A 12,347-nucleotide genomic window follows, 5' to 3' on the forward strand; every position below is an offset into this window, starting at 1 on the left:
GCAGCGCGCGGGTCAGCGGCCGAAGGCGAGCCAGCGGAAGCCGGCGGCGTCGATCGCGGCCCGTTCCGGGACGGTCAGCGCCGCCCGTCCGGTGGTCTTACGGATCAGGGTCAGCTGGTCCCAGCGCAATCCCGCCGGTGTCGGTCGGCCCCCGGTGAGCAGGTCGGCGATCACCTCGGCCGCCGGAGGAGTGAGCCAGGGCGGCCGGCCCAGCGCGGCGGCCAGGTCCAGACCGTGCACGCCCACCTCGACGACCCGGGTCCGCAGGAACTCGGTGACGCCCATCGCGTCGCCGTGCCGGGTCCGTACGACGCGATCGGGCGGCGCGGCGGCGACCGCGGCATCGGTGGCCCGCCAAGCGCGGTCCATCGCGGTCGCCAACGTCGCGCGGTCCACCCGCGACGCGTCGCGGCGACCTCCGGCGATCCGGTCGGCGTCGACAGACGGGGTGAACTTCGCCCTGCCGAAGTAGCCGGCGGCGTCGACCTCGGCGCGGGCCGGGGCGGGCGCGGCGAGCATGTCGGTCAGCCGGCCGACGCCGGTCCGCACGTGCGCGATCAACTCCCGGACCGTCCACGGTGCGCAGTCGGTGGGCCGGTCCAGGTCGGCGTCGACCAACTCGGCGAGGATCTCGGTGAGCTGCGCGCACTCCGCGGAGAACGCCACGCGGACCGGGTCCATCGGTCCGCTCAGCCCTTGACCCTGGGCACCAGCCGGTGCACGACGGTGAGCACCAACGCCATCACCACCGCCATCGTGCCGGCGATCCCGGCGGCGCTGCCCGAATAGCCGACGAACAGGGGCTGGCGGCTCAGCTCGTCCGGGACGGTGTCGCGCAGGCCGACCAGCCAGGTGAGGGACAGCCCGCAGGCGACCAGGCCGAGCACCCCGGCCGCCCCGAGCACCAGCGCGGCCGTGCGGTGCGCGTCGCCGGGAGCGACCTCGGCCTGCTCCCGCTGGGTGATCAGCAGGACCAGCCCGGCCAGCGCCGCCCAGACACCCACCACCAGGTACGCGGCGATCGCGTCGCTGGGCCGGTGCCAGCCGGCGGAGAGGGTGGCGACGCCCGCGATGGCGGCATAGGCCGCGGCGAGGAAGGCGCCGACCGCCCGCACCTTGGCCGGCAACACGAGCACGAGCGCGACCGCCACCGCCGCGGCGACCGTGGTGTGCCCGCTGGGCAGGCTGTTGCCCACCGCCGAGCGCTCCGGGTCGACGCCGTAGTCGGGCCGGTTCAGCCCGTACTTCAACAGCTGGGTCGAGACGTTCGCCCCGGCGATCAGGAGGGTCGCGGTGATCGCCAGGGCGATCCGTCCCCGGATCAGCGCGATGAACCCGATCATCGCGGTGGCGGCCACGAGGGAGACCACCGACATCGCGTTGAGGATCCGGTCGACAGGACCTTCGATGGTGTCCTGCCCGATCCGGTTGCCGGTGAGAGCGACGGTGTCGACCCACTGGCCGATCTCGGTGTGCACGGCGACCCGCCACACGGCGAGGAAGGCAGCCGTCTGGACGAGGGCCAGTACGACCAACCAGACCGCGGTCCAACCCCGTGCCGTCGCGCGCATCCGCACACCGTAGCGGCAGGTGTCGGCCAGCCGACCGGTGGCCCGCCGCCCGCCGGTGGTTAGGTTGTGCCAGAGCGAGGAGGCGGCGATGGGCGGACCAGCGGAGCACGACAGTGGCCCGGCCGCACCCGACCCGGACCAGCGGTCGGGCTCCGGTGGGCGGGCGCGGGCCGAGTCGCTCGCGGACCTGCTGGGCGGGCGGGGCGGCGCCGTCGACGCCACCCTGCCACCGCTCGCATTCGCGGCGGGTTGGTTGCTGGGCGGCGAGTCGCTGTGGGGTGGGATCGGCGCGGCGCTGGCGGTGGGCGCGGTGGTGGCCGGCGTACGGCTGCGCCGGGGTGACCGGCCGCGCTCGGTGCTGGTCGGTCTGCTGGCCGTCTGCGTCGCGGCGCTGATCGCGGTGCGCACCGGCCGAGCCGAGGACTTCTTTCTCATTCAGGTGCTGTCCAACGCCGTAAGCGCTCTCGCCTGGGCGGTCAGCATCGTGGTGCGCTGGCCGCTGCTCGGTGTGTTGGTCGGCGGTGTGCTGGGCCAGCGCACCCGGTGGCGGCGCGACCGGGCGCTGCTGCGCGGCTACGGCCGGGCGAGTTGGGTGTGGACGGCGACCTACCTGGTGCGGCTGGCGGTGTTCGTGCCGCTGTATCTGGGTGGGCAGGTCCTCGCACTGGTGGTGGCCCGGGTGGCTCTGACCTGGCCGCTGGTGGCCGCGGCGCTGGCACTGAGCTGGGTGGTGCTGCGGCGGTCGTTGCCGGCCGGGCACCCCGGTCTGCGTCATCCGGTGGGTGGAGAGCCGTCGGCACCGCCGAGCTGACCAGGGGCGGGGCGGGGGCGGGACGGGCAAAAAAAGTGGAGAGGCCGCCACGGGGGGAGCGGCCTCTCCGGTGACGTACGTTACTCCGTTGCGGACCTCGGCGTGATCCCGTGACGGCCCGAATTTCTGGGCTTTTTCGCGGTTGGCTCCAGTCCGGGCGGTGGGGTGGGCCAGCCGATCCGCTGCGTCGGCCAGATGGCTGGCCCACCCCGGCCTGACCGTGGGTGTCAGGCCGTCCGCCGGCCGGGGTCCGTCGTTCCTCGGACCCCGGCCGAATCCCGGGGTGGGCGGTCCACGCCACCCACCCCGGGTCGTCGTCAGCCGTTCGGGAACAGGCTGCCGTAGTCGGCGTACGCCATGGCGACGTCCGCCTGTGCCCAGAACCGGTGGTAGTTGAAGCTGGGCTCCGCGCCACCGTCCAGGTACGCCTGCACCTTCGGCCAGTCCGGGTCGTTCTTGTAGAAGGACCGGAGGTCCAGGAAGCTCTTGCCGGCGGCGATGGTGTCGCCGTTCGGCATCTTCCCGGTCCAGCCCGGCGGGACGTAGACGCCCTGCCCGGTGGAGGCGTTGTAGGTGTCGTCGAAGCGCCGGTAGTCGCCACGCTTCTCCGTGGTGGAGACACCCTTGGCGTCGGCGGCGGCGGACAGCCCGTCGAGCAGCCCCTTGGCGGTCGTCTTGGCCGCCGCGTCACCCGACTTGGCCGCGTACGCGATCAGGATCCGGGCGTAGGCGGCGGCGACGCCGACGTCCTGGCCCTTGCTGATCACCTCGACGTGCAGGCCGGTGTTGGGCTGCGGGTTGGACGGGTTCCAGGTGGTCGGCTGACCGGTCCACGCCATGTCCGACGGGATCGACCAGTTGGCGCCCAGGGTGGTGTTGGCGATCGCCCACGGCACCCACTTGTCCAGCAGCGCCTTGGCCTTCGCGTTGCCGGTCTGCAGGTACAGCTCGGCGATGCGCTGCATCGACCAGGCCTGCATGCCGAACCACTGGTTGGACGGCGGGTCGTTGTAGACCGGGTCGACGTCGTAGAACATGCCGTAGAAGGTGCTGGTGCCGGCCGGCGGCTGGGCGTAACTGCCGTCCCAGCTGTTGGTGGCGCCACCGGCGATGCCGCCCTCGGCGGACTGGAGCCAGGTGTAGAACTCCAGCTGCCGTTCGAAGCTCTTGGTCCAGTCGGCGACCGCGGTCGACGACTGCGGCTTGAGCTCCGGGGTGTTGGTCAGCGCCCAGGCCGCGAACGGGTTCTGGTAGCCGAAGTGGTTGTGGCTGGAGCCGATCCGCCAGGACCAGTTCTGGCTGGTGTCGTACGCGCCGCCCCAGGCGTAGTACCAGGACAGCAGGTAGTGCGCCGAATCCCTGCCGGTGCCGGCGGGGCAGGTGCTGGCCCCGACGCAGTTGCCGATCTTCTTGAAGTACTTGTCGAACATCGCGTACCGCAGGTAGTCGCCCATCTTGGCGGCCTTGGTGATGGTGGCCGCGACGTCGGCCTGCTTGTTCTGCGCCTTGGCCCAGGTCAGCGCCCAGTACGCGGCCTGCACCGCGCGGGCGTCGGCGTCCGGGGCGTTCGTGTACTTCCACTGCTTGGCGGGGGCACCGGTGTCCTTGACGAACAGGTCGAGGTAGCCGTACTGACCGCCGTGCTTGAAGGTGTCGCAGGACGGCTGCGGGATGGTCTCCCACACCGACTCCTGGGTGCCCCGCTGGAAGGTGTTGATGTACGCCGGCTTGGTGGTGCCGTCACCGCAGCGACCGAAGCCGTAGGTGTTGTCGACGTCCATCAGCCAGTGCATGCCGTAGATGTCGCCGGTGCCGTAGGTGGACTGCAGCTCCGCACGCAGCGGGTCCTGCCCGACCGGGATGTTCGCGTTCAACGCCGACGGGTACTGGCTGGGCAGGTTGTACTCCGCGGCGTACTGCGGAGTCCCGGCGGACCCAGCAGTTGGCTGGTCTGAATGATTCGGAATTATATATTTTTCCATCACCGTCCAGGCGTTGTTGAACGGCGCCCAGTTCTGGGTGACGCGTCCGTAGTTCGCCTCCAGCCACAGCCAGAAGCTGAACGCCTCCGAGGTCGTCTCGTGCCCGTGGTCGGGCGCCTCGACGATGAGCGTCTCCACCGAGTGGTACGGCACGCCCTCGGGGCTGAAGTAGCCCGAGTTCTTGATCTTGCCGTACTGCTCGAGGAACTTCGCGATGTAGGTGTTGTCGCCGCCGGGGGTGTCGTTGTCGATCTCGGTGGCGGTGACCGCCAGCGAGGCGAGACCGGTGGCGGACGCGGTGATGGTGGCGGCGCCACCGAGGGTGTCGGTGTCCTCCGCCGCGGCGACCGTGACGGTGACCCCGGTGTTCCAGTTGCTCGGGGTCAGCGTGGCGGTGCTCGGCGAGACCGTGACGTCGGTGTCGCCGGTGCGGGTGAGGGTGACCGGCACGTTGGCCGTCGGCGCGGCGCTGAGCTTCAGGTTGAAGGTGGAGGTGCCACCCTCGCTGACGCTCACCGCGGACGGCGTGGCGACGAGTGTCGGGCCGTTGGCGGCACCGACGGTGAACGCCTTCTCGTCGACCCCGATGCCGTTGGCGTTGTCGTACGCCTTGGCCTGGACGGTGTAGCTGCCGGCCGGCAGGTCCTCCTGCGTGTAGGCGTACGGCGCGGAGGTGTCGGTGTTGATCAGCAGGCCGTTGCGGTAGAACTCGACCTTGCTGATCGTCCCGTCCGGGTCACTGGCGGTGGCGGTCAGCGGCACGTCGGCCGGCGCGGTGAACGGCCCGGTCGGCAGGCCGAGCGAGACCGTCGGCGGCAGGTTGGCCGGGGTGCCGTTGCACGGGGTGCCGTTGAGCGTGAACGAGGTGGGCTTCGGGTTGCTGCCCGAGTGGGCGCCGTTGAAGCCGATCGTGGTGGAGGCCCCGGCGGCGAGGTTGCCGTTGTACGACTCGTTCGTCGCGGTGACCTCGCTGCCGGTCTGGCTGTATTTGGCCGACCAACCCTGGACGACCCGTTGGCCGCTGTTCGGGAAGGTCCACTTGAGCGTCCAGTTGCTGATCGGATCGCCCAGGTTCTTGATCGTCACGTTCGCGGTGAAGCCGGTGTTCCAGTCGTTGGTCGCGTAGACCACGTCGCAGGCGGGCGCGGCCTGTGCGGCGCCGGCGGGCAGGGTCACCCCGCCGGCGGCGAGCGCGGCGGCAGCGATGATCGCCACTCGACGGCGTCTTGCCAGTTGTCTCATGTGCGCGGTGTCTCCTCGGACCAGGCCGGGACGGTCCCCGGCGAAGGCGCCTGCCCGCGAGGGTGGTGGTCCGCGGGAGATTCGAGGCGCCGGGAAGGTGGTCTCCCCCGGGCCCGGCCGGGGTAGGGCGGTGCGGCCCGCACGGGAGGGGGTCCCGCCGGCTGCGATCGGGTGACCGTGACCGGGATCGTGCTGCCGGCTGCCCTCGGTGAACCCGCGCTCACGCGATGTGGCTCCTGTCGCGTTGAATCGACAGTCTGCCATGGAAGCGCTCCCACAACAAGCGCACACGCCACTCGTTCAGCCCGTTGTTTCGATCTCGTTTTGGGTCTTTCACAAAGCGGTGACGGGCGTTACAGTCGCAACATCGGTCGATGGGAGCGCTTCCATCGACAAGGTTCCAACAAGAAGATCGCTGGGGTCGTTTCTGACGGGCCCGGCGAACCAACCCGAGGGCCGACGACGGGCCAGCCCGGACGCCGTCGTCAGCCATCGTCCCGCCTTACGGAGGGAGGTGGAACCAGAGCCACTCGCGTGGCCCGGCTCCCGCGCGACACGCACGGCAGGACCCAAATTCCGCCCGTGTGTGTGCAGTTACGGTGGGGACGGGGGTTGCCCTCCCCCGTCCCCACACTAAACCCCCGTACACGATGGGAAAAGAGGCCGACGGGACAGGCGCGCCGCGCCGCCCGGCGGCCTTGTTCGCTGTCTGGGGCCTCCAACCGCCTCGACCCGCCACCGCCGGCCGCCATGACGGCCAGCTGACCGGGCCGGCCGCCCCTGGCCTATTCTGGGAGCGCTCCCGAATCTCGGCGGTGGCCCCGTATCCACGAGGAGAATCCATGTCGATACCTACCGGGCCCGCCGGCCCACTGCGCTTCCCCGACAACTTCGGTTGGGGCGCGGCCACCTCGGCGTACCAGATCGAGGGCGCCGCGAAGGAGGACGGGCGCGGAGAGTCCGTCTGGGACACCTTCAGCCGCGTCCCGGGCAGCACCCGTAACGGCGACACCGGCGACGTGGCCGCCGACCACTACCACCGGTACGCCGAGGACCTCGACCTCATGCGCGACCTCGGGCTGCGCAGCTACCGCTTCTCCATCTCCTGGCCACGGATCCAGCCCGACGGCAGCGGCCTGCCCAACCAGCGCGGGCTCGACTTCTACCGCCGGCTCATCGACGGCCTGCACGAGCGGGGCATCGCCCCGATGGCCACCCTGTTCCACTGGGACCTCCCGCAGGCACTGCAGGACGCCGGCGGCTGGGAGTCACGCGACACCGCCCACCGCTTCGCCGACTACGCCGACGTGCTCTTCCGCGCCCTGGGCGACCGGGTGCCGGCGTGGCTCACCATCAACGAGCCCAAGACCGTGGTGCAGAACGGCTACCTCACCGGTCACCACGCCCCCGGCCGACAGGACCCGGACGCCGCCTACCTGGTCGCCCACCACCTGCAACTCGCGCACGGTCTCGCCGTCGGCACGCTGCGGGCCAGCGGCAGCGACAGCCGGATCGGCCCCGCGCTCAACCTGCACCCCTGCTACCCCGCCGACGACTCCCCGCAGGCAGCCGCCGCCGCCCACCTCTACGACGGCTACGAGAACCGCCTCTACCTCGACTCCCTGCTCAAGGGCAGCTACCCGGAGGACCTGCTGGCCGACCTGGGTCCGCAGAGCCGGATGGTCCAGGGCATCCGCGACGGCGACCTGAAGATCATCTCGGCGCCGATCGACCTGCTGGCCGTTCAGTACTACACGCCGATCTACGTCACCGGCGACGGCGGCACCGTACGACGCTGGTCGACCTCGGTGGCCGAGTGGCAGCAGATCTACCCCGACGGGATGTACGACCTGCTGACCCGGGTCACCCGTGACTACGGCCCGATTCCCCTCACCATCACCGAGAACGGCCTGCCCACGGCGGACACGCTGGGGGCGGACGACACCGTCCAGGACACCGGCCGGATCAGCTTCCTGCGCGACCACCTCACCGCCGTGCACCGGGCCATCGCCGCCGGGGTGCCACTGGAGAGCTTCCACGTCTGGTCGCTGCTCGACAACTTCGAGTGGGACGCCGGATACGACCAGCGCTGGGGGCTTGTCTACGTGGACTACCCGACCCAGCGGCGGGTGCTCAAGAGCAGCGCCACCTGGTACCGCTCCGTCATCACCGACGGCGGCTTCTGAGCGGGCCGCCACCCGGAGTGCCGGGCCCGGACGGCTCGGCTCGGGTGAGCCGGTGACCGTCCGGGTCCCGGACCGGCCGCTCAGCGGGGCAGCGCCTGCTGCAACTCCGCTCGCAGCGCCGGGGTGAGCATCTCCCCCGCCTGCTTGGCCAGCCGGGCCATCTCGTAACCCACCACACCGATGTCCGCGTCCCCGGCGGCCAGGGTGGCCAGGATCGAACCGTCGCGGATCTGCATCACCAGGAAGTAGCCGCGGCCCATCTCGACCACCGTCTGCTTGACGATATCGCCGTCGAACATCTGCGCCGCGCCCGCCGTGATGCTCATCAGCCCGGAGGTCACCGCCGCGAGCTTGTCCGCGTTGTCGCGCGGCAGATGATCGGAGATCGCCACCAGCAACCCGTCCGAGGAGACCACCACCGCGTGCGCCACGCCCGGCACCCGGTCCGCGAACGCGCTCACCAGCCAACTCAGGTCACGCGCCTCCTGGCTCAACGTCGTCACTGTCGTCGTCCCCCTTCGTCGTGCGCCCCGGGCGGTGGCCCGGAAATCTCGGTGGTGTCCTCGGCCTCGGCGCGCCGCACCCCGCTGTAGAGCCGGGAGAGCATGCCACCGACCGCTTCCGGGTCCAGGTCGACGCGGTTCGGCGCCGAGGTCGGTTGTGCCGTACGGGTGACCGCGCTCAACTGCGCCATCGGCACCCGCACCGGAAGTCCGCGCTCGTTCGTGCCGGCGGTCACCGGGATGGCCGGTGGCACCGCCGCGGCGGGCACCGCCGGAGCGGACGGACCCTGTCGCGACCACCAGCCCGCCCCTGCGCCGGGATCGCCGGCCGGGGTCAGCACGTCCTCGGAACGCACCGGCACCGGACGGGCCTGACGCGGCACGGCCGCCCCCGGCCGCCGGCCGGCCACCGGCAGGTCCCGGGCACCGAAGCCCACTCCCGGGGCGTCTGCCTCCCGGGCGCCCCCGGGCGGCGCCACCATCTCCCGCGCAGCGCTCGTCGCCAGCATCCGCGCCGGCGCGGGTGGATCCAGCTCCGCCGGACCCTCCGGCGCCAACAGCACCGCGGGCAGCACGAGCCGGGCGACCAGGCCGTCCTGGCCCCCGTCGAGGCGCACGCTGACGCCCAGCCGGGCGGCCAGGTGGCTGACCACGAACAGACCCATCCGCTCCACCGCCGCGACATCCGCGGCCGGAGGGCTGGCCAGCACCGCGTTCGCCTCGGCCAGCGCGGCCGGGCTCATGCCGAGACCACTGTCGACTATCTCGATCAGCGCGGTCGCGGCCTCGACCCTGGCGGTCACCACCACGAGGGTGTCCGGGCGGGAGAAGGCGGTGGCGTTCTCCAGCAACTCGGCCAACATGTGCACCAGCTCGCCGACGGCGTGCCCGACCACATACCCGTCGGACACCGACTCGATGCGGACCCGCTGGTACTGCTCGATCTCCGCGGCGGCGGCCAGCAACATCGAACCGATCCCGACCGGCCGGTTCCACCGTCGGGTCGAGTCGGTGCCGGCGAGCACCAGCAGGCTCTCGTCGTTGCGGCGCATGCGCGCGGCCAGGTGATCGAGCTTGAACAGGTTCTCCAACTGGTCCGGGTCGCTCTCCTCACGCTCCAGGTCGTCCAGCAGCTCCAGTTGGCGTTCCACGAGCACCTGGCTGCGGCGGGCCAGGTTGACGAACATCGCGTTGACGTTGCGCCGCATGAGCGCCTGCTCGACGGCGACGGTGACGGCGCTGCGGTGCACCGCCACGAACGCCTCGGCCAGCTCGCCGATCTCGTCGAGCGAGCGGACCACCGCGGGCGCGACGTCGATGGCGGGCACCCCGCCGGTGACGGTCTTGAGGCGGTCCAGCGCGTCCGGCAGCTCGACCTGCGCGATCCGGAGCGCCTGACTCCGCAACAGCCGCATCGAACGGGCCACCGACCGTCCGATGAGCAACGAGATCAGCAGGGCGACCAGCAGGACCACGACGATGCCGCCGACGACCAGCAGGGTGGTCCGAAGCTGACCGCTGCTGGCATCGTCGGCCTGCCGCACCGCGTCGTCCAGCACCCCCGCCTCGAGCTGGCGCAACAGGTCCTGGCGCTGCTGGCTGGCCGCCCACCACTGCTCCGACGGCAGCACCTTCGGCGGCGCGTCGCTGGCCGGCAGGCTGCGTTCCTCCAGCCGTGTGGCGACCTGGAACTCCGGGGTCACCGTGGTCTCGTCGTAGCGGCGGATCTGGTCGTCGGTCGCGGCCACCCGGAACGCGCCGAGCGCGGTCAACTGCTGGCCGCGCAGGTCCGCGAGGAGCACCCGGTCCTCGGTGCCGTACCCGCCGGCGCGGGAGGCGGCGTAGAGCTGGGCGCGCAGCCGGGAGGAGAGTTCCTTGACCCGGGCCAGCTGCACGTAGCGCAGGACCGCGTTGTTCAACGCGGGCTGGTCCTGACCAGGGGTCGGCTCGGCCAGCAGGTCGAGCATCGCGCTGATCGCCCGGTGGTAGTTGCTCAGGATCGTGTCGCTGCTGAGCACCGCCGGCGGGATCGCCGGCCGGATGTCGACAACCTGGTCGTACGCCTCCATCGCCTCGGAGTAGGCGACCCGCCAGGACGCGTCGGCGTCCGCGAGCGGCTCGGCGGCCCGACGCAGGTCCACGATCGCCCGGTCGGTCACCGTCTGCAACGGCTTCAGGTTGGACGCCGCGTTGTCCCGGTCGCCGCCCCCGCGCCGCTCACCCAGCTCCCCGGCCGAGCGGTCGCGCTCCTGCTGGAGCTGGTGCACCGCGGTGGTGATCTGCCGGCCGATCCCGACCTGGCGGGAGAAGTCGTTCAACGCCGTCGTCCGCCCGACCAGCGCGCTGGTCTGCACCCCGGCGAGCACCAGGAACGCCATCGACGGCACCATCAGCACGGTCGCGAGCTTCGTGCTCATCCGCCAGTCCCGCAGCCGGAACGGTGACCGACGCCGATGCGGCACGACTCGGACGTCGAAACGGCGTCGGCGGTGGCTCGACACCGTGCCGCTCGCCGGGTCGGAACCCACCGCCACCCTGCCTCCTCGGTCCTACCGCGTCCACCGCGGTCCGGGGAGCGCAGTCCATCCAACCAGGCTCGGGAGCGCTGTCAACGGCCCGGGCGACGCGGAGGTTCAGGAAGGATACTGCGGGTGGGAACGTCCTGCCGTGGTCGGTAAGACCAGCTCGTCCGTCCGGCCGATGTCGGCGAGCCCGATCGCGTCTCCGAACCGGCCCAGCGCCACAAGTGCCGCCCCGGTGGCACCGATCTCCGGGTTCCGCTGGTGCGACACCGGTCGCGGTGCCAGCGCCGCGGCGAAGGCCTGCCGCCACCACACCGAGGCGGCCACCGCGCCGCCGCCCAGCACCACGCCCACCGGTTTGTCGATGGTGGATTCCAGCACCGCGAGATCCTCCGCGACCAGGTCACACAAGCCCTGCATCAGCCCGGCCAGGATGTCCACCGAGGTGGTGCTGAAGCTGAGGTCGCGGAGCTGCCCGCTGCCCGCCGGCAGCAGACCGGGCGGCCGGTCGCCACCGAAGCGCGGGTCGGCCGGTCGGCCACCGCCCACCGGCACCAGCGCCAGCGCCGCGTCCAGCTCAGCGCCCTGGGGCAACCGCAGCTCCCGGTTCGCCCAGGCGAACAGGTTGCCGCCGCAGGCGTACGCCGCGCCGGTGACCACGTGGTCGTGGTCGACCCGGTAGCGCCACAGACGCTCGGGGAGACGGGGCATCGGCTCGCCGGCCGGGATGCGCTGCATCAGCCGTACGGCCGCCGAGGTGCCCACGGTGACCGCGGCCCGGCTCGGGTCGACGCAGCCCGAGCCGACGTTCGACGCCCCACCGTCGCCCACCGGCGGTGACCACCGGGCCTGCGCCAGCTGCGGCCACCGGCGGGCCCTCTCGGCCCGGAGCCGGCCGTGCCAGTCCAACCCGCCGAGGACCGGCAGGTCCCCCGACCGCGCCCCGGCCAGCGTCAGCGCCTCCTCGTCCCAGCGCAGGGTGCGCAGGTCGAGCAGACCGGTCCCGGAGGCCTGGGACACCGACATGGGCGCGTCGTCGAGCAGCTCGCCCAGCACGTACTCGGGCAGGCCGACGAACCGGGCGATCGGGCTGCCGGACTGCTCGCGCAGCCAGGGCAGGCGCATCGACCAGTACGAGCGGTGCCACCAGCAGCCGGTGCGCTGATGGAAGCCGTCCGGGTCGGAAGGTCCCGCCGTACCGCCGACCGGCGCGGGCCGGGTGTCCAGCCAGGTGACCACCGGACCCATCGGGGTGCCGTCGCGGTCCAGCGGCAGCACCGAGTGCCACTGGGCGGAGACCGCCACCAGGTCCACGTCGTGCAGGTGCCCCGCGTCGGCCAACTCGTCGAGGCACTCGATCAGGCAGGCGAGGTAGCCGGGGCCGGACAGCGTGCCGGTGCCGTCGTCGCCGATGGCGAGGTCGACCTTGCGCCGGGCCAGGGCACCGGGCAGCGGACGGCTGTCGGGGTCCAGCACGAGCCCGCGTACCGAGGAGGTACCCAGGTCGAGCGCGAGAATGTTCATCGCCGG

8 protein-coding genes are annotated in these 12,347 nt (G+C 71.9%); 2 read left to right on the plus strand and 6 right to left on the minus strand.

Annotated elements, in window-relative coordinates; genetic code table 11:
- Positions 1 to 12: 12 nt before the first annotated feature.
- Both AB0A90_RS17625 and AB0A90_RS17630 read right to left on the minus strand, forming a co-directional pair.
- Positions 13 to 681, minus strand: a complete 669-nt coding sequence (locus AB0A90_RS17625; protein WP_357248431.1) for a maleylpyruvate isomerase N-terminal domain-containing protein — start codon at positions 679 to 681, stop codon at positions 13 to 15.
- 8 nt (positions 682 to 689) lie between these two features.
- Positions 690 to 1,577, minus strand: a complete 888-nt coding sequence (locus AB0A90_RS17630; protein ID WP_357248434.1) for a phosphatase PAP2 family protein — start codon at positions 1,575 to 1,577, stop codon at positions 690 to 692.
- An 82-nt stretch (positions 1,578 to 1,659) separates the two neighbouring features.
- Between AB0A90_RS17630 and AB0A90_RS17635 the strand changes: the two genes are divergently transcribed.
- Complete coding sequence (locus tag AB0A90_RS17635) at positions 1,660 to 2,382, plus strand: DUF3159 domain-containing protein (RefSeq protein ID WP_357248436.1); 723 nt, start codon at positions 1,660 to 1,662, stop codon at positions 2,380 to 2,382.
- Between the two features lie 317 nt (positions 2,383 to 2,699).
- On the opposite strand, the gene AB0A90_RS17640 is transcribed toward AB0A90_RS17635, so the two are convergent.
- Entirely contained in the window at positions 2,700 to 5,606 is a 2,907-nt protein-coding gene (locus AB0A90_RS17640) for a glycoside hydrolase family 48 protein (protein ID WP_357248439.1), read from the minus strand.
- 842 nt (positions 5,607 to 6,448) lie between these two features.
- Here AB0A90_RS17640 and AB0A90_RS17645 point away from each other — a divergent pair.
- Positions 6,449 to 7,792 (plus strand): GH1 family beta-glucosidase, encoded by a 1,344-nt coding sequence (locus tag AB0A90_RS17645; RefSeq protein WP_357248442.1) that lies wholly within the window; start codon positions 6,449 to 6,451, stop codon positions 7,790 to 7,792.
- 80 nt (positions 7,793 to 7,872) lie between these two features.
- On the opposite strand, the gene AB0A90_RS17650 is transcribed toward AB0A90_RS17645, so the two are convergent.
- The 3 genes from AB0A90_RS17650 to AB0A90_RS17660 form a co-directional block, all read right to left on the minus strand.
- Entirely contained in the window at positions 7,873 to 8,286 is a 414-nt protein-coding gene (locus tag AB0A90_RS17650) for a roadblock/LC7 domain-containing protein (protein WP_357248782.1), read from the minus strand.
- Positions 8,287 to 8,291: 5 nt separating this feature from the next.
- Positions 8,292 to 10,829, minus strand: coding sequence for a nitrate- and nitrite sensing domain-containing protein (locus AB0A90_RS17655; protein ID WP_357248445.1), 2,538 nt, complete (start codon positions 10,827 to 10,829; stop codon positions 8,292 to 8,294).
- A gap of 99 nt (positions 10,830 to 10,928) precedes the next feature.
- A complete protein-coding gene (locus tag AB0A90_RS17660; RefSeq protein ID WP_357248448.1) occupies positions 10,929 to 12,341 on the minus strand; it encodes an FGGY family carbohydrate kinase in 1,413 nt (470 codons plus the stop codon).
- Positions 12,342 to 12,347: the final 6 nt, after the last annotated feature.

The organism is Micromonospora sp. NPDC049204, assembly GCF_040647935.1.
Lineage (GTDB): Bacteria > Actinomycetota > Actinomycetes > Mycobacteriales > Micromonosporaceae > Micromonospora.

What these genes read in the sequence shown, in the direction of transcription:
- AB0A90_RS17625 (WP_357248431.1), bottom strand. Translation starts at nt 681, where the DNA reads ATGGACCCGGTCCGCGTGGCGTTCTCCGCGGAGTGCGCGCAGCTCACC.
- AB0A90_RS17635 (WP_357248436.1), top strand. Translation starts at nt 1,660, where the DNA reads ATGGGCGGACCAGCGGAGCACGACAGTGGCCCGGCCGCACCCGACCCG.
- AB0A90_RS17640 (WP_357248439.1), bottom strand. Translation starts at nt 5,606, where the DNA reads ATGAGACAACTGGCAAGACGCCGTCGAGTGGCGATCATCGCTGCCGCC.
- AB0A90_RS17645 (WP_357248442.1), top strand. Translation starts at nt 6,449, where the DNA reads ATGTCGATACCTACCGGGCCCGCCGGCCCACTGCGCTTCCCCGACAAC.
- AB0A90_RS17660 (WP_357248448.1), bottom strand. Translation starts at nt 12,341, where the DNA reads ATGAACATTCTCGCGCTCGACCTGGGTACCTCCTCGGTACGCGGGCTC.